24 protein-coding genes are annotated in these 21,123 nt (G+C 61.8%); 16 read left to right on the top strand and 8 right to left on the bottom strand.

The annotated features are described in order from the left end of the window. The first annotated feature begins 172 nt into the window (after nucleotides 1-172). Both rhtA and ACIOUG_RS08265 read left to right on the top strand, forming a co-directional pair. Nucleotides 173-1,060 (top strand): threonine/homoserine exporter RhtA, encoded by an 888-nt coding sequence (gene rhtA, locus ACIOUG_RS08270; RefSeq protein WP_401064211.1) that lies wholly within the window; start codon nucleotides 173-175, stop codon nucleotides 1,058-1,060. 169 nt (nucleotides 1,061-1,229) lie between these two features. Next, nucleotides 1,230-1,511, top strand: a complete 282-nt coding sequence (locus ACIOUG_RS08265; protein WP_007965435.1) for a hypothetical protein — start codon at nucleotides 1,230-1,232, stop codon at nucleotides 1,509-1,511. Nucleotide 1,512: 1 nt separating this feature from the next. On the opposite strand, the gene ACIOUG_RS08260 is transcribed toward ACIOUG_RS08265, so the two are convergent. After that, nucleotides 1,513-2,091: a TetR/AcrR family transcriptional regulator gene (locus ACIOUG_RS08260; RefSeq protein WP_401064209.1), complete on the bottom strand. Its 579-nt coding sequence runs from the start codon at nucleotides 2,089-2,091 to the stop codon at nucleotides 1,513-1,515. Nucleotides 2,092-2,183: 92 nt separating this feature from the next. Between ACIOUG_RS08260 and ACIOUG_RS08255 the strand changes: the two genes are divergently transcribed. Together ACIOUG_RS08255 and ACIOUG_RS08250 are read left to right on the top strand one after the other, a co-directional pair. Continuing rightward, nucleotides 2,184-2,915 (top strand): SDR family oxidoreductase, encoded by a 732-nt coding sequence (locus ACIOUG_RS08255; RefSeq protein WP_401064207.1) that lies wholly within the window; start codon nucleotides 2,184-2,186, stop codon nucleotides 2,913-2,915. Between the two features lie 36 nt (nucleotides 2,916-2,951). Continuing rightward, nucleotides 2,952-3,548 (top strand): 2-hydroxychromene-2-carboxylate isomerase, encoded by a 597-nt coding sequence (locus ACIOUG_RS08250; protein ID WP_401064206.1) that lies wholly within the window; start codon nucleotides 2,952-2,954, stop codon nucleotides 3,546-3,548. A 49-nt stretch (nucleotides 3,549-3,597) separates the two neighbouring features. Here the strand turns inward: ACIOUG_RS08250 and ACIOUG_RS08245 are convergent, their stop codons facing one another. The 4 genes from ACIOUG_RS08245 to ACIOUG_RS08230 all read right to left on the bottom strand — a co-directional run bounded on the left by ACIOUG_RS08245 (nucleotide 3,598) and on the right by ACIOUG_RS08230 (nucleotide 7,807). Continuing rightward, the gene (locus ACIOUG_RS08245) at nucleotides 3,598-5,406 is read right to left on the bottom strand and encodes an aminopeptidase P family protein (RefSeq protein ID WP_401064203.1); all 1,809 of its coding nucleotides are present in this window, start codon (nucleotides 5,404-5,406) and stop codon (nucleotides 3,598-3,600) included. A gap of 55 nt (nucleotides 5,407-5,461) precedes the next feature. Then, entirely contained in the window at nucleotides 5,462-6,628 is a 1,167-nt protein-coding gene (locus ACIOUG_RS08240) for an aminotransferase class V-fold PLP-dependent enzyme (RefSeq protein ID WP_401064201.1), read from the bottom strand. Between the two features lie 205 nt (nucleotides 6,629-6,833). Then, the gene (locus ACIOUG_RS08235; protein ID WP_003226640.1) at nucleotides 6,834-7,448 is read right to left on the bottom strand and encodes a LysE family translocator; all 615 of its coding nucleotides are present in this window, start codon (nucleotides 7,446-7,448) and stop codon (nucleotides 6,834-6,836) included. Between the two features lie 101 nt (nucleotides 7,449-7,549). Further along, complete coding sequence (locus tag ACIOUG_RS08230; protein WP_041069780.1) at nucleotides 7,550-7,807, bottom strand: hypothetical protein; 258 nt, start codon at nucleotides 7,805-7,807, stop codon at nucleotides 7,550-7,552. Between the two features lie 392 nt (nucleotides 7,808-8,199). On the opposite strand from ACIOUG_RS08230, the gene msuE reads away from it, so the two are divergent. From msuE to ACIOUG_RS08210, 4 genes are all read left to right on the top strand, one after another. After that, nucleotides 8,200-8,763 carry an FMN reductase gene (gene msuE, locus ACIOUG_RS08225; RefSeq protein ID WP_201136976.1) on the top strand — a complete coding sequence of 188 codons (564 nt, stop codon included), beginning with the start codon at nucleotides 8,200-8,202 and terminating at the stop codon, nucleotides 8,761-8,763. A gap of 10 nt (nucleotides 8,764-8,773) precedes the next feature. Continuing rightward, nucleotides 8,774-9,919 (top strand): FMNH2-dependent alkanesulfonate monooxygenase, encoded by a 1,146-nt coding sequence (ssuD, locus tag ACIOUG_RS08220; protein WP_095137367.1) that lies wholly within the window; start codon nucleotides 8,774-8,776, stop codon nucleotides 9,917-9,919. A 129-nt stretch (nucleotides 9,920-10,048) separates the two neighbouring features. Beyond that, complete coding sequence (locus ACIOUG_RS08215) at nucleotides 10,049-11,236, top strand: acyl-CoA dehydrogenase family protein (RefSeq protein ID WP_401064197.1); 1,188 nt, start codon at nucleotides 10,049-10,051, stop codon at nucleotides 11,234-11,236. 24 nt (nucleotides 11,237-11,260) lie between these two features. Next, entirely contained in the window at nucleotides 11,261-12,364 is a 1,104-nt protein-coding gene (locus ACIOUG_RS08210; protein ID WP_003226649.1) for a sigma-54-dependent Fis family transcriptional regulator, read from the top strand. Here ACIOUG_RS08210 and ACIOUG_RS08205 read toward each other — a convergent pair. Beyond that, complete coding sequence (locus ACIOUG_RS08205; RefSeq protein ID WP_401064196.1) at nucleotides 12,361-12,726, bottom strand: antibiotic biosynthesis monooxygenase; 366 nt, start codon at nucleotides 12,724-12,726, stop codon at nucleotides 12,361-12,363. The genes ACIOUG_RS08210 and ACIOUG_RS08205 overlap by 4 nt on opposite strands. A 95-nt stretch (nucleotides 12,727-12,821) precedes the next feature. On the opposite strand from ACIOUG_RS08205, the gene soxR reads away from it, so the two are divergent. The 4 genes from soxR (at nucleotide 12,822) to ACIOUG_RS08185 (ending at nucleotide 15,923) form a co-directional block, all read left to right on the top strand. After that, the gene (gene soxR, locus ACIOUG_RS08200; RefSeq protein WP_401064193.1) at nucleotides 12,822-13,271 is read left to right on the top strand and encodes a redox-sensitive transcriptional activator SoxR; all 450 of its coding nucleotides are present in this window, start codon (nucleotides 12,822-12,824) and stop codon (nucleotides 13,269-13,271) included. A gap of 103 nt (nucleotides 13,272-13,374) precedes the next feature. Further along, nucleotides 13,375-13,833, top strand: a complete 459-nt coding sequence (locus ACIOUG_RS08195; RefSeq protein WP_115989267.1) for a VOC family protein — start codon at nucleotides 13,375-13,377, stop codon at nucleotides 13,831-13,833. A gap of 239 nt (nucleotides 13,834-14,072) precedes the next feature. Then, nucleotides 14,073-14,948, top strand: coding sequence for an alpha/beta fold hydrolase (locus ACIOUG_RS08190; protein WP_401064191.1), 876 nt, complete (start codon nucleotides 14,073-14,075; stop codon nucleotides 14,946-14,948). 24 nt (nucleotides 14,949-14,972) lie between these two features. Further along, nucleotides 14,973-15,923 (top strand): LysR substrate-binding domain-containing protein, encoded by a 951-nt coding sequence (locus ACIOUG_RS08185; protein WP_401064189.1) that lies wholly within the window; start codon nucleotides 14,973-14,975, stop codon nucleotides 15,921-15,923. Between the two features lie 123 nt (nucleotides 15,924-16,046). On the opposite strand, the gene leuD is transcribed toward ACIOUG_RS08185, so the two are convergent. Together leuD and leuC are read right to left on the bottom strand one after the other, a co-directional pair. After that, entirely contained in the window at nucleotides 16,047-16,661 is a 615-nt protein-coding gene (gene leuD / locus ACIOUG_RS08180) for a 3-isopropylmalate dehydratase small subunit (RefSeq protein WP_401064188.1), read from the bottom strand. After that, complete coding sequence (gene leuC / locus ACIOUG_RS08175) at nucleotides 16,658-18,076, bottom strand: 3-isopropylmalate dehydratase large subunit (RefSeq protein WP_401064185.1); 1,419 nt, start codon at nucleotides 18,074-18,076, stop codon at nucleotides 16,658-16,660. Before leuC ends, leuD begins: the two co-directional genes overlap by 4 nt. A gap of 400 nt (nucleotides 18,077-18,476) precedes the next feature. On the opposite strand from leuC, the gene ACIOUG_RS08170 reads away from it, so the two are divergent. From ACIOUG_RS08170 to ACIOUG_RS08155, 4 genes are read left to right on the top strand one after another with little or no spacing between them, the layout of a single operon-like run. Continuing rightward, a complete protein-coding gene (locus tag ACIOUG_RS08170) occupies nucleotides 18,477-19,667 on the top strand; it encodes a PepSY-associated TM helix domain-containing protein (protein WP_401064183.1) in 1,191 nt (396 codons plus the stop codon). Continuing rightward, on the top strand, nucleotides 19,664-20,206 hold the full coding sequence (locus ACIOUG_RS08165) for a thiamine pyrophosphate-binding protein (RefSeq protein WP_401064181.1): 543 nt from the start codon (nucleotides 19,664-19,666) through the stop codon (nucleotides 20,204-20,206). The genes ACIOUG_RS08170 and ACIOUG_RS08165 overlap by 4 nt, the downstream gene beginning before the upstream one ends. Next, nucleotides 20,203-20,544 (top strand): hypothetical protein, encoded by a 342-nt coding sequence (locus ACIOUG_RS08160; protein ID WP_338802584.1) that lies wholly within the window; start codon nucleotides 20,203-20,205, stop codon nucleotides 20,542-20,544. Before ACIOUG_RS08165 ends, ACIOUG_RS08160 begins: the two co-directional genes overlap by 4 nt. Beyond that, nucleotides 20,541-21,116, top strand: a complete 576-nt coding sequence (locus ACIOUG_RS08155) for a DUF6162 family protein (protein ID WP_401064178.1) — start codon at nucleotides 20,541-20,543, stop codon at nucleotides 21,114-21,116. The genes ACIOUG_RS08160 and ACIOUG_RS08155 overlap by 4 nt, the downstream gene beginning before the upstream one ends. Nucleotides 21,117-21,123: the final 7 nt, after the last annotated feature.

Below are 21,123 nucleotides of genomic sequence, written 5' to 3'. Positions count from 1 at the left end.
GAAGTGGGGCGAATTATAGACCTCCAGAATCTGCCGTCAACCGTTAATTTCAGTTTTCCATCAAGACACTTAAAAACCCTGCTTCTATATAGACGTAACGACAGCCAATGCGCAGTATATTGCCCAACACCTAAAACAATACCCTGCTCCCACCTTCGGATGATGCCTCGCAATGACTGACCAACCTCGCTCTCTGACCTCGACGCTGTTCCCGGTTGGCCTCTTATTAATAGCCATGGCATCCATTCAGTCTGGCGCCTCTCTGGCCAAGAGCATGTTTCCGGTGGTTGGCGCTCAAGGGACGACCACCCTGCGCCTGATCTTCGCCAGCGTGATCATGCTGCTATTGCTGCGCCCATGGCGCGCCAGGCTGACCGCCCAGTCCCTGCGCACGGTGATCGTTTACGGTATGGCGCTGGGTGGGATGAACTTCCTCTTCTATATGTCATTGCGCACCGTGCCGCTCGGCATTGCTGTAGCACTCGAGTTCACAGGACCATTGGCCGTCGCCATTTACGCCTCGCGCCGCGCTATCGACTTTCTGTGGATTGCCCTGGCGGCAGTCGGTCTGCTGTTGTTGATCCCGACCGGGGCGACATCAGTGGGAATTGACCTGGTCGGCGCCGGTTATGCCTTGGGCGCCGGCGTGTGCTGGGCGCTATATATACTGTTCGGCCAGAAGGCCGGTGCCGATAACGGCGTGACGACCGCGGCCCTGGGCGTGATGATTGCCGCTCTGTTTGTCGCCCCGATCGGCATCGTGCATGCCGGCGCAGCGTTACTGACCCCGTCACTGATCCCGGTCGCCATCGGCGTCGCCATCCTGTCGACGGCCCTGCCCTATACGCTGGAGATGGTCGCCCTCACCCGCATGCCCGCCCGCACTTTTGGCACGTTGATGAGCATAGAACCGGCCTTCGGTGCGCTGTCGGGGCTGCTGTTTCTGCAGGAATACCTCACGCTGTCACAATGGATGGCGATTCTCTGCATTATTCTGGCCTCGGTCGGAGCGACCATGACCATGGGCAGTACCGCCAAGCCCGCCGTCGCTGCAGATTGATACAGGATTTGACGAAGGTCTGGCAATTGGCGTTCATTTAGGCCATGTTTAGACCCCTTAACTTAGTGCCAGGCATGGATTTTTTCGGACAGGGATATCGAACCGCTTAAAGCGCAGGCGAACACAGGCAGACCCGAGCGCCAGACTCGCGGCTACCATAAGGACGGTAATGAAACGAATTTTGATACTGATCGCTGTATTGGCAGTAGCGGGGTGCGCAGCGACCTCCAAGACCCAAGTGAAGCACGGTAAAAAAGGGCTACACATCAACTGTTCCGGGCTGTCGTCCTCTTGGGACAAGTGCTATACCAGCGCCGCCAATGCTTGCGCGCCAAAGGGCTACAAGGTCATCGCCAAATCAGGGGACGCCGTGGAAGAACCTGGCGACTACCCGTTCGGTCTCAATCCGGCCGGCTATACCAGCCGCAGCATGATCGTCATCTGCAAATGAATCATTCTGGCTGCTCGCCTTGTCGAGCAGCCAGCTGACGCCCGATCTCCTCGTGACTGGACTTCAATACCGTCCGTTGAACGTCCGGTGTCACCAGCATCCTTGCCACCACCAGCGCCCCGACGCATTGCGACAGAATCGCCCACGCCAGGCTTTCGCTTTCCAGGATCTGCGCCCAACTGGCTTGCAGCCGACAAATCCACAATTCTGCCTGCTGGCGAACCTGCTCATCTGAACGAGCGATTTCCGCACCCAGCGTCGGCAATGCGCAGCCCGATTCAGGCTGCTCGACGTGGGCCATGCTCAGGTACTGCTTGAGGCAGCGTTCCAGCCGCTCACGATCCTGCGCTCCCTGCCCTCGCAGTCGCTCCAGGCTCTGACACAATTCGCGCTCAACGATGGCCGTGAACAGCGCGTCTTTCGAGGCGAAATGGCTATAGAACGCCGCTCCACTGAGGCCGATAGCCTTCATCAAACCATCGACACCAACTGTCGAAAAGCCAGAACGCTTGGCTGATAGCGCACTGCTGCTCAGCAGTTTTTCCCGGGTTTCCAGCTTGTGACCGGCGGAATACCGCATGTGCTTGCCCTCTTGATCGGCCGCCTTGACGCTTTCCGGATCCTAGCATAATGTTCGTTCACTTAACGATCGTTTACTAAAGGGAATCGTTCATGAATAACAACAAGAAGGTCGTGTTAGTGGTGGGTGCCGGTGATGCCACAGGCGGAGCGATTGCCAAGCGTTTTGCCAAAGAAGGTTTTGTCGCTTGCGTCACCCGGCGCAGCGCCGACAAATTGCAACCGCTGGTCGAGGCTATTCAGGCCGAGGGTGGCGAAGCTCATGGCTTTGCCTGCGATGCGCGCAAAGAAGAAGACGTCATTGCCCTGATTGAAGAGATCGAAAGCCGCCTCGGCCCGATCGAAGCGTTTGTCTTCAACATCGGCGCCAACGTGCCTTGCAGCATTCTTGAAGAAACTGCACGCAAGTATTTCAAGATCTGGGAAATGGCTTGTTTCTCGGGTTTTCTCAATGCCCGCGAAGTGGCCAAGCGCATGGTCACGCGCAAACGCGGCACCATTCTGTTCACAGGCGCCACCGCCGGGCTGCGCGGTGCTTCTGAATTTGCCGCGTTTGCCGGCGCCAAACACGGCATCCGTGCACTGGCGCAAAGCATGGCGCGCGAGCTGGGCCCGCTGAACATCCACGTCGCTCACGTCGTGGTCGACGGCGCCATCGACACCGACTTCATCCGCAACAGTTTCCCCGAGAAGTACGCGACCAAGGATCAGGACGGTATTCTCAACCCCGAACATATCGCTGAAAACTATTGGTACCTGCACAGTCAGCCACGGGACGCCTGGACCTTCGAGCTGGATCTGCGCCCATGGAACGAACGCTGGTAAGCCCCTCCCCATAACAATAAATAGCGAGCAGCGAAAATGACCAAAACCGTGGAGTTCTATTTCGATCTCGGTAGCCCTGCCACCTACCTGGCCTACACCCAACTGCCGAAGATCTGTGCCGAGACCGGCAGCCAACTGATCTACATCCCGATGCTACTGGGCGGCGTGTTCAAGGCGACCGGCAACGCATCGCCGGCGATGATTCCGGCCAAGGGTCGCTACATGTTTCAGGATCTGGATCGCTACGCCAATCGTTATGGCGTGCCACTGAAATTCAATCCGCACTTCCCGATCAACACGCTGATACTGATGCGTGCCGTCACTGGCATACAACTGCACCAGCCGGAACGCTTTCAGGCGTTTATCGATTGCCTGTTCAAAGCCCTCTGGGTTGAGGGGCGCGCACTGGATGAGCCGGCAACCGTTGCTGCGGTCTTGAGCGAACACGGCTTCGACCCCGATGAAGTAATGACTCTGACCAATGACGAAACGGTCAAGGCAACACTCAAGGACAACACCGAGACCGCCGTTAAACGCGGGGTGTTTGGCGCGCCAAGCATGTTCATCGGCAACCAGATGTTTTTCGGCCAGGACCGGCTCGACTTCGTCGAAGAAGCCCTGCGCCAGGCGTAACGACCGAAAAGAACCCAGGCGCCGTCAACAGCGCCTGGGTTACAGCCAGTCAGATAGCCGCGGTGCGCGTGTTCAGCCAGTCCAGCGCAGCACCTTCGAGCAATGGACTCAGACGCTCACGCACTTCGGCGTGGTAGGCGTTGAACCACTGCTTCTCTTCCTGCGTCAGCAAGGAAGGCTCCAGGCAGCGCGTATCGATCGGGCACAGAGTCAGCGTTTCAAACTTGAGGAATTCGCCGAATTCATTGCTGCCCGCCTCGCGATTCATCGCCAGGTTCTCGATGCGCACGCCCCAACGGCCTGGACGGTAAGTGCCCGGCTCGATCGAAGTGATCATCCCCGGTTGCATCGCCGTGTGCGGAGCCGCTGCAGCCTGATAGGCAATGACCTGCGGGCCTTCGTGAACATTGAGGAAATAGCCGACCCCATGACCGGTGCCGTGACCGTAATCCACGCTTTCGGCCCAGATCGGCGCACGAGCAATCGCGTCGAGCAGCGGCGACAGAATGCCTTTCGGGAACTGCGCCCGCGACAAGGCAATCACGCCTTTGAGTACGCGAGTGCAGTCACGCTTCTGTTCCGCCGTCGGCGTACCCACCGGCACCATCCGCGTGATGTCGGTGGTGCCGCCCAGGTACTGACCACCCGAGTCGATCAGCAGCAAACCGTCGCCCTCGATTACCGCGTGTTCTTCTCCGGTTGCATGGTAGTGCGGCATCGCGCCATTGGCGTTAAACGCGGCAATGGTGTTGAAGCTCAGCGACACGTAATCCGGACGGCGTTCGCGGGCAGCGGTGAGTTTTTCGTCGATGGTCAGTTCGGTGATGCGTTCGCGGCCCCAGGCCGATTCCAGCCAGGCGAAGAATTCGCACAGCGCCGCGCCATCCTGCTCCATGGCCTTGCGGATATGCTGCGCATCAGCCTCGCTCTTTTGCGATTTGGCGAGGGTGGTCGGGTTCAGACCCTCGACCAGTTTCACCGTGCTGTCCAGGTTATCCAGCAAACCCGTGGTTACCCGCGCCGGATCCACCAGCAGGCTCGCCCCGTTCGGCACGGCACGAAGGGCGTCGGCGACTTCGCGGTAATCGCGCAGAGTCACGCCATCCCGCTCCAGCACCGCACGCAATTGAGCATCGACCTTGCTCAAGGCCACAAACAATGTCGCTTGCTGTTGATTGATCAACGCAAAAGAGACAAACACCGGGTTGAACGACACGTCGCCGCCGCGCAGGTTGAACAGCCAGGCGATGTCATCCAGGGTGGCGATGAAGTGCCAATCGGCGCCACGTTCCTGCAGGGTCTCGCGCAACTTGGCGAGTTTTTCGCCACGGCTGACCGTCGCTTGCGGTGGCAGATGCTGATAAATCGGCGCGTTCGGCAGGCTCGGGCGATCCGTCCAGACTTCATTCAGCAGGTCGATGTCGGTGCGCAGCCGCGCGCCGCGGGCTTCGAGCTTGCTGCTCAGGGTCCGCGCCGCAGCCACGGCCATCACCGCACCGTCGACTGCAACCACACCACCTTCCGGTGTCTGCTCGGCCAGCCAGTCCAGCGGGCTCGGCTGCCCCGGTTGCAGCTTGACCAGTTCAATGCCGCTGCCCTTGAGTTCCTTGGTCGCCTGTTCCCAATAACGACTGTCGGCCCAGACTCCGGCGAAATCAGCGGTAACGATCAATGTGCCGACCGAACCATGGAAGCCCGACAGCCATTGCCGTCCCTGCCAATAACCCGGGAGGTATTCCGACAGATGCGGGTCAGCCGACGGCACCAGCAACGCATGGATGCCTTCGCGGCGCATCAGTTCACGGGTGTGCGCCAGGCGCTGGGGAACCGATCCTTCGGTCAAAGTCTGGGTACTCATCATGTCTCCTGCCAATCACTTCATCGTTATTGTTCGTAGCCGTACAAGCGGCTGGTTATAGCCCTGTCGCCCAGAATGCCGGGGCACTGGTGCAGGCACTCTTGATCAGCGCTACCGCCTGATCGATGTCGTCAGCGGTAGTGAAACGGCCAAGGCTCAGGCGAATGGTGCGACCGGCCAGCCGGGCGTCGTGCCCCAGCGCTAGCAGCACGTGAGAAGGCGTGTTGCTCGCCGAGTTACAGGCCGAGGTCGCGGAAAAGGCGATCGACTGGCTCAAGGCCGCACTGTTGAATTCACCTTCGCTGAAAGTCAGGCTCAAGGTATGCGCAATGCGCTGGCCGGCGCTGCCGTTGAGGCGCACGCCGGGCAGGCTCAGCAACTGTTCAAGCAGCCGCTCGCGCAGCGCCACGATGGACTTTTTCTCGGCATCGAATTCGGCTGCGGCCAGGGCAAATGCCGCGCCCATGCCGGCGATCTGATGGGTCGCCAGGGTCCCGGAGCGCAGCCCGCCTTCGTGGCCGCCGCCATGAATCTGCGCCTGCAACCGCTGCTGCGCGCGCGGGCCGACATACAACGCGCCGATGCCTTTGGGGCCATAGAGTTTGTGCGCCGAAAACGACATTAAGTCCACCGGCCACTGCTGCAGGTCAATCGCCACTTTGCCGGCGCCTTGAGCGGCATCGACATGGAACAACGCGCCACGGCCGCGCACGACTTCACCGATGGCCGGGATATCGTTGAGCGTGCCGAGTTCATTGTTGACCAGCATCAGCGACACCAGAAAGGTGTCGTCGCGCATCGCTTCGCTGACCGCCTGCGGGGTGATCAGGCCATCGGCGTCCGGCACCAGATAGGTCACCGCAACACCGGCGTCCTGCAATTGCCGGGCAGTATCGAGAATGGCTTTGTGTTCGATCTGGCTGGTAATGATGTGCCCACCGGCAACGCCGCGCGCCTGGGCCACGCCCTTGAGGGCGAGGTTGTTGGATTCGGTGGCACCGGAGGTCCAGACGATCTGCCCGGCCTCTGCGCCGACCAGTTCGGCGACTTGCCGACGGGCCTGCTCGACCGTGTGCCGGGCCTGCTGGCCGAAGGCGTGGGAACTGGAAGCAGGATTGCCGAAGTTACCGTGAAAACCCAGACAGTCGATCATCACCTGGATGACCCGCTCGTCCACCGGGGTGGTGGCGGCGTAATCGAAATACAACGGACGTTTATTCATAAAAGACTCGCAGAGCGTGTTCCGGGATCAGGAGGCTCGTGTCTGCAAACGGCACAGCGCAGCCTTGTGAGCTGCGCCCGGGTTCGAGAGCGTCATCAATACCTGATCGGATGCCGTTAAAGAAGAACAACTTCATTTAAAAGTGCGTAGGAACGCTCCTGAAGTCGAGCTTAACAGGCATCGGGCTGGCGGTTGAAGCAATGCGTCAGTGAAAGCTTTCGAGAAGCAGCGGGTACAGCGAAATCACCAACAGCGCCGCCATGCCCCAGTTGAATACACGCAACCAGCGCGGGTCCTTGAGCACGTTACGCAACAGCGTGCCGCACGCCGCCCAGACGCCGACGCTGGGCAGGTTGATGATGGCGAACACGGCGGCGATGACCACCACGTTGGTGAAATAACCCTGCATCGGCGTGTAGGTGCTGATGGCACCGATGGCCATGATCCAGGCCTTGGGGTTGACCCACTGAAACGCCGCGGCACCGAGATAGCTGATCGGCTTGGCCTCACCTTCGACGCCCTCGCCTACCGGGCCCGAATGCGCAATTTTCCACGCCAGGTACAACAGATACGCGGCGCCGAGATAGCGCAGCACCGTGTAGAGAATCGGGTAAGTCTGGAACACCGCGCCCAGGCCAAAGCCCACTGCGACCACCAATACGAAGAAGCCGCAGGTGATGCCGAGCATGTGAGGAATGGTGCGGTTGAAGCCGAAGTTCACCCCCGATGCCAGCAACATGGTGTTGTTCGGCCCCGGTGTGATCGAGGTGACAAGGGCAAACAGGGCAAAGCCCAACAGCAGGTCAAGCGAGAGGGTCATGGGAGCAATCCGTCGGGGGTCATTCAGGTATTGACCCTATCGCACGGCAGCGCGCAAACCCACGGACAGTTGCGCAAAAAAACGAGCAGTACAGTTTTCGATTAACTTGGACGACCGTGCAGCTGTATCGCACGCCCGGCGCTCATTTCAGCTTTCTTGTCGAATTGCGATTCGCCCAGCAGTGCCGCTTTCTTCGCGTGATATTCGTCGAACGACAAGCCGCTGCGGTTCAGCGCTTCCATCGCCAGTTCGCGGGTTTCTTCGGCGGTGTACGGCCGTTGTTCAGGGGAAACGTGGGTCGCGCAACCGGCGAGTACGGAGACGGCGAGCAGCAGCGAAACAGTCAGTAAACGATTCATGGGGAGCGTCCTGGCGAGCGGTGGTAGTCGATGGACAAAGGCTACGCCCACGCCCTTGCGGGCAAAAATCAACACGCTCAATAGTGGCTATCAGGATTTGAGCTTTAACCCCCTTATATCTCCTAACGATCTATAAATATCAATTATCGTTCTTTTACGGAATAACAGGCAGCCGCTATAAATCCCTGCACACGGCGAACAACTGTTGCTCCAGCAACTGTTGCCCAGGCAACAGCAGATCAACAAAGCCGCCTGATATCTGCACAAACGACTCACGCCAGAACACTCAGCACCAGGTAAACCGGGCCTCTCAGGAATTGGTACAGCGCTTGCTCAAGCCTTGGCACTTACTCACTGCTCGCTGAGCAACTGTTGATAAAAAGGAACTCATCATGTCGCGTCCCCTGAAAGTCGTCGCCCTCTCCGGCGGCACCTGGCGTCCGTCCCGTACGCTGGTGCTGACCCAGGCGCTGCTGGCCGAACTGGCCGGGCACTTGCCGGTCGAGAGTCACCTGATCGAGCTCGGTGATATCGCCCGTCCGCTGGGCAGCGCCCTGTCGCGTCAGGAACTCAGCGCCGAGGTCGAGGCCGAACTGCAAGCCATCGAACAAGCCGATCTGCTGATCGTCGCTGCGCCGGTGTATCGCGGTTCCTACCCGGGCCTGCTCAAGCACCTGTTCGACCTGATCGACCTCAACGCACTGATCGACACCCCGGTGCTGCTGGCCGCCACCGGTGGCAGCGAGCGCCATGCGCTGGTCCTCGATCACCAGTTGCGGCCGCTGTTCAGTTTCTTCCAGGCCGTGACCCTGCCGATCGGGGTGTACGCCACCGAGGCCGACTTCGCCGACTACCAGATCACCAGCGAGCCGCTGAAAGCGCGCATTCGCCTGGCCGCCGAACGCGCTGCGCCGCTGTTCGGCACGCAAATCAAACCGTTGCTGAAAATCGCTTGAGGAGCTGTTCATGGATGTTTTCTGGTTCCTGCCGACCCACGGCGACGGCCATTACCTGGGCACCACCCAAGGCGCGCGCCCGGTCACCCTCAATTATCTGAAACAAGTGGCGCAAGCCGCCGACAGCCTCGGCTACCACGGCGTGCTGATTCCCACCGGGCGCTCCTGCGAAGACTCGTGGGTGATCGCTTCGGCGCTGGTACCGTTGACCGAACGCCTGCGGTATCTGGTGGCGATCCGTCCGGGAATCATTTCGCCCACCGTTTCGGCGCGCATGGCAGCGACGCTCGATCGACTGTCCAACGGCCGCCTGCTGATCAACGTGGTGACCGGCGGCGATCCTGACGAAAACCGTGGCGACGGCAGCTTCCTCAGCCACAGCGAGCGCTACGAAGTCACCGACGAATTCCTCAAGATCTGGCGGCGGGTGTTGCAGGGCGAATCGGTGGACTTCGAAGGCAAACACCTGAAGGTGCAAAACGCCAAAGCCTTGTATCCGCCGGTGCAGAAACCCTATCCGCCGCTGTATTTCGGTGGCTCGTCCGACGCGGCGCATGACCTGGCCGCCGAGCAAGTCGACGTGTACCTGACCTGGGGCGAACCACCCGCCGCCGTCGCCGAAAAACTCGCCGATGTGCGTGAACGCGCCGCTCGGCATGGGCGCAAGGTGAAGTTTGGTATTCGCCTGCACGTGATCGTCCGCGAGACCGCCGAAGAAGCGTGGAAAGCCGCGGACAAACTGATCGAGCACATCAGCGACGAGACCATCGAGGCCGCGCAGAAATCCTTCTCGCGCTTCGATTCCGAAGGTCAGCGGCGCATGGCGGCGTTGCACGACGGGCGTCGCGACAACCTGGAAATCGCCCCCAACCTGTGGGCCGGCGTCGGTCTGGTGCGCGGCGGTGCCGGTACGGCGCTGGTGGGCGATCCGCAGCAAGTGGCGGCGCGGATCAAAGAGTACGCCGACCTCGGTATCGAGAGTTTTATCTTCTCCGGCTATCCGCATCTGGAAGAGGCGTACCGCTTTGCCGAACTGGTGTTCCCGCTGCTGCCCGAGCCGTACGCGAGCCTGGCCGGACGCGGCGTGACCAACCTCACCGGGCCGTTTGGCGAAATGATTGCCAACGATGTGTTGCCCACCCAGGCAAAGGCCTGAAAACGCCCTTTGTAGGAGTGAGCCTGCTCGCGAAAGCGGTGTATCTGCGACGGTGATGTCGACTGTGCTGACCACATCGCGAGCAGGCTCACTCCTACAAAGGATTGCATCGATTTTGAGGAACACCGTGTGACCGCCAAACCACAAAGCACCCTGCTCTCCCCGCTGCAGACCGCGCGCCAACTGGCCGCCGAATTTGCCCTGACCGCCGTCGAACGTGACGAACGCGGCGGCACGCCGAAGGCCGAGCGCGATGCCCTGCGCGACAGCGGCCTGCTGGCCCTGAGCATTCCCACCCGTTACGGCGGGCTCGGCGCGACATGGAGCGAAACCCTGCAGGTCGTGCGCGAGTTCGCCAAGGTCGACAGTTCCATCGCCCACGTCTTCGGCTTTCATCACCTGATGCTCGCCACCGTGCGCCTGTTCTCGCGGCCGGAACAATGGCAACCGTGGTTCGAACAGACCGCGCGGCAGAACTGGTTCTGGGGCAACGCCCTCAACCCGCTCGACACCCGTACGGTGGTCAAGGATTTCGGTGGCTGGCGCGAATTTTCCGGGAAGAAAAGTTTCTGCTCCGGCGCCAGTGATTCACAGATGCTGATCGCCTCGGCCGTCGATGAAAGTGCCGGCGGCAAATTACTGATCGCGGCGATCCCCAGCGGTCGCAGCGGCATCACCCTGCACGACGACTGGAACAACATCGGCCAGCGTCAGACCGACAGCGGCAGCGCCACGTTCGAGCGGGTGCGGGTCGAAGAGTCCGAGCTGCTGCTTGATCCCGGCCCGTTGAGCACACCGTTCGCCTGCCTGCGTCCACTGATCGCGCAGCTGACCTTCACCCATATGTTTCTCGGCATCGCCGAAGGTGCGTTTGAGGAAGCGCGGCAGTACACGCTGAGCGAAACCCGCCTCTGGCACAAATCCACAGCCCGCAATGTGCGTGAAGACCCCTACGTGCTCGCGCATTACGGCGAGTTCTGGGTCGCCCTGGAAGGCATCCGCCTGCTGGTCGAGCGGGCCGCCACGCTGCTCGACGAGGCCTGGGCCAAAGGCCCGAACCTGACCGCAGAGGAACGCGGACATCTGGCCACGGCGATTGCCACCGCCAAGGTCGCCGCCAGTCGTCAGGGGCTGGAGATTTGCAGCCGCTTGTTCGAAGTCACTGGTGCGCGTTCGACCCACGCCTCGCTACGCCTCGACCGGCACTGGCGCAACCTGCGCACGCAGACCCTGCACGACCCGCTCGATTACAAACTCCACGAGCTGGGCGACTGGGCGCTGAATCAGGCGCTGCCGGTACCGACGTTCTATTCCTGACCTTGCCTTTAATGGAGCGAGTCCATGCAACTGCTGACCCTTCCGCCCTCACCCGCCCTGGCGACGTCGATCCGCGCCACCGCGCAGGTCTTCGAAGACCCCAAGTCCCAGGCCCTGCTCGCGCATCTGCAACAGGTCGCGCCGAGCGAAGCCAGCGTGCTGATCATTGGCGAGACCGGCACCGGCAAAGAGCTGGTGGCGCGGCATATCCACAACCTGAGCCACCGCCGGCATCGGCCGTTTGTCGCGGTCAACTGCGGTGCGTTCTCCGAATCGCTGGTGGAGGCCGAGCTGTTCGGCCATGAAAAAGGCGCCTTCACTGGCGCCTTGAGTGCCAAGGCCGGCTGGTTCGAAGAGGCGGATGGCGGCACCTTGTTCCTCGACGAAATCGGCGATTTGCCGATGGCGATTCAGGTCAAGTTGCTGCGGGTGTTGCAGGAGCGCGAAGTGGTGCGCCTCGGCTCGCGCAAGAGCATCCCGATTGACGTGCGCGTGCTGGCCGCGACCAACGTGCAACTGGAGAAAGCGATCAATGCCGGCAACTTCCGCGAGGACCTGTTCTACCGATTGAACGTGGTCAATCTGGAACTCAGCCCGTTGCGCGAGCGGCCCGGTGACATCCTGCCGCTGACCCGGCATTTCATCGAGGCCTACAGCCAGCGCCTGGGTTACGGGCGGGTCAGCATCAGCCCCGGCGCCGAACAGAAACTGCGCAGTTACAGTTGGCCGGGCAACATCCGCGAACTGGAAAACGTCATCCATCACACCCTGTTGATCTGCCGCAACGGCGTGATCGAGCGCGACGATCTGCGCCTGTCGAACCTGCGCATCGAGCGCCCGGACGATCAGCAGTCGAACGCCGATGATTCACCGGAAGCGTTGCTGGAGCGGGCCTTTCAAAAGCTCTTCGAACAACAGGCCGGCGCCCTCCACGAAAAAGTCGAAGACGCCCTGCTGCGCGCCGCCTATCGCTTCTGCCATTACAACCAGGTGCATACCGCCGCGCTGCTCGGTCTGAGCCGCAACGTCACCCGCACGCGGCTGATCAAGATCGGCGAACTGGCGGTGAACAAGCGGCGACTCACGGAGAATCTGCACGGTGAACGCCTGATCCAGTTGTCGATCTAGCCGACCAGATTGCAGTGCAGCGCATCGTCATGACTGCGGGCGATGCTGCTCAACACCTGGAAGGAATTAAAGGTCACGGTTTTCGCCTGGTGGGCGCGGATCAGCTGCCAGAAATCCTGCTCGCCGCTTTCAAAACGGCTGAACGCCGCCTCCCCGGCCTCGCGGCTCTGCCATTCCAACAGGCTCAGCACCCGCCGACCGTCGTCGCTGACCTGGACGCTGGCGCTGACAAAGCCTGCATAGCGCTGCGCCAGATGTTCGCTCTGCTGCGCCAGCGCCGAAACCAACGCCGGTTGCTGGCGCGGCTCGATCTCGAATTCGATCAATTGGGTAAAGCTGCGATTTTTCGCTGAGGTTTGCATGAGAAGTCCCCACTCATCGTAAGCCGAGTCTTGCGACTCGAAGGCCTGCAGGGTAAAACCTCTAGTTAAGTCAAGGTCAAGAGTCATTTAGCCAAATGATCACCCCGGAAAACCTGCACAAGCAACTCACCGTGGGCGAAGTCGCAGCGCGCAGCGGTGTCGCGGTCACTGCCCTGCACTTTTATGAAGCCAAAGGCCTGATCAAGAGCCAGCGCAATGCCGGTAATCAGCGGCGCTATCCACGGGAAGTCTTGCGTCGGGTGGCGTTGATCAAGGTCGCGCAGCGCCTGGGCATTCCGCTGGCGGAAATCGGCGAGGCGCTGAAAATCCTCCCGGACGACCGCGCGCCGAACGCGGCGGACTGGAAAGTCCTGTCCGAACAATGGCGGCGCGAGCTGGACGAGCGGATCAATCAACTGACCTTGTTGCGCGACCGGCTCACCGGCTGCATCGGTTGCGGTTGCCTGTCGATGGAGGCCTGCCCGTTGCGTAACCAGGGCGATGTGCTCGGTGAGCAGGGGCCAGGCGCGCATTTTCCGGACTGACGGCTCGTCGGGGAAAAATGCTGGCCGCGCAGACAGTTCTATAGTGAATCTTCCACAAATCCGGTGGAGTCACACCCCGAAAACAAAGAACAGGGAGAACGTCATGAGCGTCAAACCCATTCCCGAGGGGTATCACAGCATTACCCCGTACCTCGGCATCCTCAAGGCTGCCGAAGCCATCGAGTTCTACAAGAAAGCCTTTGGCGCGACCCAGGTCATGCGCCTGGACATGCCCGACGGGCGCATCGGCCACGCCGAACTGCGCATTGGCGACAGCGCGATCATGCTCGGTACACCGTGCGATCAAGGACCGTTGAGCGGCCCGGACAATGCGGTGTCGGTCGGTCTGCATCTATATGTCACCGATGTCGACAAATCCTTTCAGCGGGCGCTGGATGCCGGGGCGAGTGCGGTGTCGGAGGTCAAGGATCAGTTTTATGGCGATCGCAGCGGCACGCTGAAGGATCCCTATGGACACCTGTGGTTTCTCGCCACGCGCAAGGAGGATCTGACGGAAGAGCAGATCAAGCAGCGGGCGATGGAGATGTTTCAGCAGGGTTGAGATTTTCAGGGTTTGGGCTGGCCTCTTCGCGGGCAAGCCCGCTCCCACAGGGATCTCTGGTGTTTATACGATTGGTGTCACACAGAAAAACACTGTGGGAGCGGGCTTGCCCGCGAAGGGGCCAGCCCTGCCGACACACATCACACTTCATGAACCACTACACCACGCTTCAACCCTTGCCCCGAATGCCGAACACTTTCAGGATGCCTGCAACCCGCACCTGAACAAGGATCAGCCCGATGTTTGCCGGATTCGTCAAAGACCAGCGCCACGTCAACGGCGTCGATATCGCCTACCGCCTCGGCGGCAGCGGCCCGGGGCTGTTGCTGTTGCACGGGCACCCGCAGACCCACGTGATCTGGCACAAGATTGCCGAGCAGCTGGCCGAGCATTTCACCGTGGTTGCCGCCGACCTGCGCGGTTATGGCGACAGCGCCCGACCGCCTGCCGATGAACTGCACCGCAACTATTCAAAACGCGAAATGGCCAGGGACAACCTCGAGTTGATGCAGGCCCTGGGCTTCGAACAGTTCGCCGTTCTGGCTCACGACCGTGGCGCGCGGGTCGCCCATCGTCTGGCCCTCGATCACCGCGCTGCGGTGCAGCGAATGATGCTGCTGGACATCGCCCCGACTCTGGCGATGTACACGCAGACCAACGAAGCGTTCGCCCGCGCCTATTGGCACTGGTTCTTCCTGATCCGCCCGGCGCCGTTGCCGGAAACCCTGCTCGAGGCCGATCCCGAGGCCTATCTGCGCAGCGTGATGGGCAGCCGCAGCGCCGGACTGGCGCCGTTCACCGAGCACGCGTTCGGCGAATACCTGCGCTGCCTGCAACGTCCCGGCAGCGCCCGGGGCATCTGCGAGGACTACCGCGCCAGCGCCAGCATCGACCTGGAACATGATCGTGCCGACCTCGCTGCCGGCAATCAGCTTGACCTGCCACTGCGGATACTCTGGGGCGCGGAAGGCACGGTCGGGCGCTGCTTCGATCCGCTCAAGGAATGGCAGCAAGTGGCGACCGACGTCACTGGCAAACCCCTGCCCGCCGGGCATTATCTGGCCGAAGAAGTGCCGGAACTGTTGCTCGCCGAAGCCCTGGATTTCCTGCGCTGAACCGAGCCCTGCGCGCCCGATGCTATGCTGGCGGCCTGTGCCGCCAGTGCTCATTCCAACATGTCCCAGAACAAACACCCCTTGCCCCTGCCCGAAGACCTGCGCGTGCTGCTGACCGTGATCCGCAAGAACGGTTTCGCCGCCGCCGCCGATGAACTGGGCCTGTCCCCGGCCTACGTCAGCAAACGCATCCAGATTCTCGAATCGACCCTCGGCACCCGCCTGCTGCACCGCACCAGTCGCCGCGTGTCGCTGACCGAGGACGGCGAGCGCGTGCAGCGCTGGGCCTTGCGCATTCTCGATGATTTCCAGCAACTGCACGACGATCTGGCCGACGCCCACGACAGCCCGCGCGGGCGTTTGCACATCTGCAGCAGTTTCGGTTTTGGCCGCAACCACGTAGCGCCTGCGATCTCGCTGCTGGCGGAACGGCACCCGCAATTGCAGATTCGCCTGGACCTGTTCGACCGCGCGGTGGATATCGTCAACGAGGGCTTCGATCTGGAAATCCGCGTCGGCGACGACCTGCCCGGCCAGCACATCGGCCGGCAACTGGTGAGCAATCGCCGGGTACTGTGTGCTGCGCCTGAGTACCTTGAACGCCGAGGCACACCGCAAACCCTGGAGGATCTGCAGCAACACGACTGCCTAGTGATCAAGGAGCGCGACAACGCCTTCGGCGTCTGGCATCTGGATTGTGACGGTACGCAGGCAAGCGTGCGGGTCAGTGGGCCGCTGTCTTCCAACAACGGCGAGATCGTCCTGCAATGGGCGCTCGACGGACGCGGCGTGTTACTGCGTTCATTGTGGGATGTGAAACCGTTGCTGGAACAGGGCCGACTGGTGCCGGTGCTGGCCGATTACAGCCAGAGCGCCAACGTCTGGGCGGTGTACCCGACGCGGCTGGCCAACTCCGGCAAGCTGCGGGCGTGTGTGGAGTTTTTGCAGGGGCATTTCAAGGATCTTTCTCTCTAGCCCAAACACTACAAAACCCTGTGGGAGCTGGCTTGCCAGCGAAGGCGTCAGCTCAGCCAATAGAAATGTCGGATGTGCTGGCCTCATCGCTGGCAAGCCAGCTCCCACAGGGTCAAAGGGGTGTCAGGTCAGCCATGGGTTGGCGGCCAGGTGTTCGCGCTCGAACGCCTCAATCTGCTCACGCCGCTGCAAGGTACTGCCAATCGCATCCAGTCCCAGCAACAGTGCAGTCTTGCGCAGGCCATCAATCTGGAAATCCAGCACCTCACCATCCGCCAGTCGGATCTGCTGCGCCTTAAGATCAACACTGATCTGCGCCGTGTCAGGCTGGCTGACCAACCGGCCAATGCGCTGCACCTGCGCCTCATCCAGAGTAATCAGCAACACCCCGTTGCGCTGGCAGTTGTCGTAGAAAATTCCGGCAAAGCTGCTGCCGATCAGCGCGCGAATGCCCATTTGTTGCAGCCCCCACACCGCGTGTTCGCGACTGGAACCGCAACCGAAATTCGCCCCGACCACCAGGAAACTCGCGCCCTGCCAGGCCGGTTGGTTCAACACGAATTCAGGGTTGGGCGTGCCGTCGGCGAGAAAGCGCAGATCGAAAAACAGCCCACGGTCCAGGCCCAGACGGTCGATGCCCTTGAGAAACTGCTTGGGCATGATCACGTCGGTATCGACGTTGGCCGCGAGCAGCGGTGCGGCCTGGCCGCTGACTTGAGTGAAGGGTTGCAGACTCATGGGCGCTTTCCAAAGTGGCGGATGTCAGTCAAATGGCCGCTGATCGCCGCGGCGGCAACCATCGCCGGGCTCATCAGGTGCGTGCGCGCGCCGGCGCCCTGCCGGCCTTCGAAATTGCGGTTGGTGCTGGAGGCGCAACGGTCGCCGGGCGCGAGCACGTCATCGTTCATCGCCAGGCACATCGAGCAGCCGGACTGGCGCCATTCAAACCCGGCGTCGATGAAAATCTGCGCCAGCCCTTCGGCTTCGGCCTGCGCACGGACCTCGCTGGAGCCAGGCACAATCATCGCCCGCACATGCCCGGCCACCCGCCGCCCGCGCACGACGCTGGCGGCGTCGCGCAAATCTTCGATCCGCGCGTTGGTGCAGGAACCGATAAAAGCGTGGCTGATGACGATATCGCGCAGCGCCATTCCCGCTTCCAGGCCCATGTATTGAAGGGCGCGGCGCATGTCCTGGCGCAGGATCGGATCGTCGATACTTTGCGGATCCGGCACCTGCGCGCCGATTGGCGCCACCTGATCCGGGCTGGTGCCCCAGGTCACCATCGGTTCCAGCAGGCTGGCGTCGAGGTGCACTTCGCGGTCGAACACGGCGCCGGGATCGCTGCGCAATTCACGCCATTTTTCCACGCCGTGCGCCCACCGTTCGCCTTGCGGTGCGCGGGGCTTGCCGTTGAGGTAGGCAAAGACTTTTTCGTCCGGCGCCATGAAGGCGCCCCGTGCGCCCGCCTCTACGGCCATGTTGCAAATGGTCATCCGCGCTTCGACGCTCAGCGCATCAATGGTCGAGCCGCAGAACTCGATCGCGTAGCCAGTGGCACCCGACGCACCGATGCGGCCGATCAGCGCCATGATCACGTCCTTGGACGTCAGCCCCGGTGCCAACTCGCCATCCACCGTCACGCGCATACTTTTCAGGCGCTTGTAGACCAGCGTCTGCGAGGCCAGCAGATGCTCGATTTCCGAGGTGCCAATGCCGAAGCCGAACGCCCCCAACGCCCCGTAAGTGGTGGTGTGGCTGTCGCCGGCGGCGATGACCATGCCCGGCAGGATGAAGCCCTGTTCCGGGGCGATCACATGTTCGATGCCCTGGCGCTTGTCGAGAATATCCAGCAGTTCGATGCCGAAGTCCCGGCAGTTTTCCGCCAGATACGACACCTGCCGCGCACCGCCCGCATCAGGCATCGCCGCCACCCGTTGCGGCGTGGTCGGATTGACGTGATCGACCACCGCCAGCGCCGTACCCGGCCGCCAGACCTTGCGCCCGGCGGCGCGCAGACCGCTGAACGCCTGAGGGCTGGTGTATTCGTTGATCACCTGGCGATCGATATACAACAGCACATGGCCCTGGTCGTCGAGGCGACACACGGTGTGCGAGTCGATATGTTTGTCATAGAGGGTTCTGGGGCTCATCAAGGCGCTCACTCAGGGAAATCCGGTGGTTTCCATCATAGGGAGCGCCGACCGGCCATCAATTGCCTGACAGTGAGAGCGGCATTCATGAATCGTGTTTGATCGGCTGATCCCCCCCTGTGGGAGCGGGCTTGCTCGCGAATGCGGTGGTTCAGTCAAAAAGGATGTCGACTGAGAGGACGCTTTCGCGAGCAAGCCCGCTCCCACAAGGGGTTGGTGGTGATTGGGGGAAGTGCGAAACATTTACTTTCATATAAGCCATCGGGATTTGCCCTGCTCATCCGTCCTATAGAGATGCAGGCCGTTCGCACAGGCAACAGCCACGACCGCGCCTTTCAGGCACACCCGCGCTGCGAAGCCCGTAGCCGCGTGCCCATTCATCGAATCAAGACGCGCAATCATGTCGAAGAAATCCCGTTCCAAACTGTGGTTCCTGGTGCATAGCTGGCTCGCGCTGCCGATCTGGTTTTTTGTCCTGATCGTCTGCGTCACCGGGACGCTGGCGGTGGTCAGCCAGGAAATCGTCTGGCTGGCCAACCCGCAGATGCGCGCCAGTCCGCCGGCGGACGATGCGCCGTTGCTCAGTTACGATCAGGTGCTGGCCGCGATCAAACAGGCCGAACCGCAGACGCTGGTGGAAAGCATCAGCCGCCCCGACGAGTCGCACTTCGCGCTGGATGTAGAGGTCAGCTACCCCGATGGCCGCTCGCAAACCGTCTACGTCAACCCCTACACCGGCGTGATTCAAGGCCCGGCGCCGGACTTCAACTTCAAGGCGTTCACCCGCGCACTTCACGGCTGGTGGCTGGTGCCGTTCACCAACGGCTACAGTTGGGGCTGGTATTTGGTGTCGTTCCTCGGCCTGCCAATGCTCGCTTCGCTGGTGACCGGGCTGGTGGTCTACAAGCGCTTCTGGAAAGGCTTCTTCAACCCCACCCTGCGCTTGCGCCACGGTGCGCGGATTTTCTGGGGCGACTTCCATCGACTGAGCGGCATCTGGTCGATCTGGTTCATCGCGGTGATTTCCATCACCGCCACCTGGTTTCTGATCCAGGCCTTTCTGTTCGATAACCAGGTGTCCATCACCACCGAGCCGATCATTCCGGCGATGGCCCGCGAGGACGTGCCGATGTCGGCCGACGCCGGCCCGCCGCCACGGATCAGCCTGGATCGCGCAGTGCAGATCGCCGAGCAGCAAATCCCCGGGCTGGAAGTCAGCTTCATCAGCCTGCCGGGCAATGCCTACAGCCACATGAGCGTCGGCGGGCGCGGCTGGTATCCGCTGATGTTCCAGACCGCCACGCTCAACCCGTACAACGGCGACATGGCGGCCTCGCGGCTGATTTCCGACCGCTCCTCACTGGAGTTCGTCACCGAGTCGATGCGCCCGTTGCACACCGGTGATTTCGGCGGGCTGTGGATCAAGCTGATCTGGTTCTTCTTCGGCCTGTTGCTGAGCATGATGGTCCTCAGCGGTCTGTTGATCTGGACCAAGCGCACCGCGCTGGCCACCGCCAACGCACTCAAGCGCGAAACCAAGAAGGCCCGCAGCAGCAACGTCAGCCGTGAACCGGCGGAGGTCAGCCTGTGAGCGCGTCGACCCGCACTTCCCAACCCTCGGCGCTCCAGCGGTTCTGGCTTAAGTGGCGCTTTCATCTGAATGTTTTGCTGCTGCTGATTCCGCTGGGCTTCATGCCCAAGTATTTCGCCGATGCCGCGCTGTTTCGCGGTGACGTCGGCCTTGGCGAGCACGAGATAGGCGAAATCCAGGTCGGCCCCTGGAGCTTGCGCCTGGCCGAGTTGCGCAACGAAGCGCCGCATCCCGATGGCCCCGCCGGTTACATGAAGGACTTCAACGCCGCCCTGTGCGACGCCTGCGTCGGCCAGGTCAAGGCCACGTACCTGCGCATCGGCAAGCCGCGCAGCCTGCGCGCCGCCGGAGTGATTTTCTTCGGTACCCCGTACCGCATGGGCGCGCAGTTGCCGGTGGCGGAGAAGACCAAGGCCGACGCCGAACTGTGGATCACCATGGAAGGCTGGGACGGCAGCCTGCACCAGGCCTCGATTCCCCTGAGCCAGGCCTCCCCCGCCACCATCGCCTGGCTGAACCAACAAGGAGCCAAACCATGAACCGCGCTCAACACCCTTCCCGCCTGCGGTTGCGCGCCGCATTGCTGCTGCTGTGCAGCGGCTTCAGCGCCGGCGCCCTGGCCCACAACCCGATGTGCGAATGCAAGGCTGTCGATGCCGAGCAGATCAAGTGCACCGGCGGCTTCTCCGACGGCAGTGGCGCGCCGGGGGTGACCCTGGATGTGATCGGTTACGACGAAACCATTCTGGTGCCGGGCAAGCTCGGCGCTGATTCGAGCCTGACGTTCAAGAAACCCGCGGCCGAGTTCTATGTGCTGTTCGACGCCGGCCCCGGCCACGTCGTGGAAATCGACCAAGCCGACATCGAGGCCCCATGAGCACGCCCACCACCCAAGTCGTACGTCCGGCCGGCGCCGGGCATGAAACCCTCAATGTGCTGCTGTTGTGTTTGCTGATCCTCGCGGTCGCCGGCTCTGTGGTGGCGTGGCGCGGGGTGTCCCATGAACCGGAGCCGGTCGCCAGCCATCAGCTCGATGCACGGCGCGACCTGAGTGCCGCCGAGCAAGGCATCTATGCCGACCTGCGGGTGACCCTCGACGAAATCCGCCTGCTGCGTGAAGAACAGCAAAGCCTGCCGACCCCGCAAACCCTGGCGGAAGAGGGTTTCGCCCCATTCGCGCAGGACGCCAGTTCGGTCAGCCGTGGCGGTCATGCCTGGCAACTGCTGGCGGACACAGCCTATTTCGGCCACAGCCAGTCGCCCGCCGTCGCCGGTTCGTTCGTGATGTTGCTGAGCGCCGACGCCACTGCCGCGCCGGACATCTGGCTCAACCGCAGCGCCGATCTGCAGACGCCCGCCGAGCTGAGCGACGCCGCGCTGTCCGCCGCTGGTTGGAAACAGATCGTCGCGCAGTTCGATGCCGGCGTGACCCGCGAGCATCGCCACTGAACCTTCG

This window comes from Pseudomonas sp. NPDC087803, assembly GCF_044742995.1.
Lineage (GTDB): Bacteria > Pseudomonadota > Gammaproteobacteria > Pseudomonadales > Pseudomonadaceae > Aquipseudomonas.
This window is presented reverse-complemented; position numbering and strand designations above follow the sequence as displayed.

Coding starts and splice junctions, on each gene's coding strand:
- rhtA (WP_401064211.1), top strand. CDS start 173: ATGACTGACCAACCTCGCTCTCTGACCTCGACGCTGTTCCCGGTTGGC.
- ACIOUG_RS08265 (WP_007965435.1), top strand. CDS start 1,230: ATGAAACGAATTTTGATACTGATCGCTGTATTGGCAGTAGCGGGGTGC.
- ACIOUG_RS08260 (WP_401064209.1), bottom strand. CDS start 2,091: ATGCGGTATTCCGCCGGTCACAAGCTGGAAACCCGGGAAAAACTGCTG.
- ACIOUG_RS08255 (WP_401064207.1), top strand. CDS start 2,184: ATGAATAACAACAAGAAGGTCGTGTTAGTGGTGGGTGCCGGTGATGCC.
- ACIOUG_RS08250 (WP_401064206.1), top strand. CDS start 2,952: ATGACCAAAACCGTGGAGTTCTATTTCGATCTCGGTAGCCCTGCCACC.
- ACIOUG_RS08245 (WP_401064203.1), bottom strand. CDS start 5,406: ATGAGTACCCAGACTTTGACCGAAGGATCGGTTCCCCAGCGCCTGGCG.
- ACIOUG_RS08240 (WP_401064201.1), bottom strand. CDS start 6,628: ATGAATAAACGTCCGTTGTATTTCGATTACGCCGCCACCACCCCGGTG.
- ACIOUG_RS08235 (WP_003226640.1), bottom strand. CDS start 7,448: ATGACCCTCTCGCTTGACCTGCTGTTGGGCTTTGCCCTGTTTGCCCTT.
- ACIOUG_RS08230 (WP_041069780.1), bottom strand. CDS start 7,807: ATGAATCGTTTACTGACTGTTTCGCTGCTGCTCGCCGTCTCCGTACTC.
- msuE (WP_201136976.1), top strand. CDS start 8,200: ATGTCGCGTCCCCTGAAAGTCGTCGCCCTCTCCGGCGGCACCTGGCGT.
- ssuD (WP_095137367.1), top strand. CDS start 8,774: ATGGATGTTTTCTGGTTCCTGCCGACCCACGGCGACGGCCATTACCTG.
- ACIOUG_RS08210 (WP_003226649.1), top strand. CDS start 11,261: ATGCAACTGCTGACCCTTCCGCCCTCACCCGCCCTGGCGACGTCGATC.
- ACIOUG_RS08205 (WP_401064196.1), bottom strand. CDS start 12,726: ATGCAAACCTCAGCGAAAAATCGCAGCTTTACCCAATTGATCGAATTC.
- soxR (WP_401064193.1), top strand. CDS start 12,822: ATGATCACCCCGGAAAACCTGCACAAGCAACTCACCGTGGGCGAAGTC.
- ACIOUG_RS08195 (WP_115989267.1), top strand. CDS start 13,375: ATGAGCGTCAAACCCATTCCCGAGGGGTATCACAGCATTACCCCGTAC.
- ACIOUG_RS08190 (WP_401064191.1), top strand. CDS start 14,073: ATGTTTGCCGGATTCGTCAAAGACCAGCGCCACGTCAACGGCGTCGAT.
- ACIOUG_RS08185 (WP_401064189.1), top strand. CDS start 14,973: ATGCTGGCGGCCTGTGCCGCCAGTGCTCATTCCAACATGTCCCAGAAC.
- leuD (WP_401064188.1), bottom strand. CDS start 16,661: ATGAGTCTGCAACCCTTCACTCAAGTCAGCGGCCAGGCCGCACCGCTG.
- leuC (WP_401064185.1), bottom strand. CDS start 18,076: ATGAGCCCCAGAACCCTCTATGACAAACATATCGACTCGCACACCGTG.
- ACIOUG_RS08170 (WP_401064183.1), top strand. CDS start 18,477: ATGTCGAAGAAATCCCGTTCCAAACTGTGGTTCCTGGTGCATAGCTGG.
- ACIOUG_RS08160 (WP_338802584.1), top strand. CDS start 20,203: ATGAACCGCGCTCAACACCCTTCCCGCCTGCGGTTGCGCGCCGCATTG.
- ACIOUG_RS08155 (WP_401064178.1), top strand. CDS start 20,541: ATGAGCACGCCCACCACCCAAGTCGTACGTCCGGCCGGCGCCGGGCAT.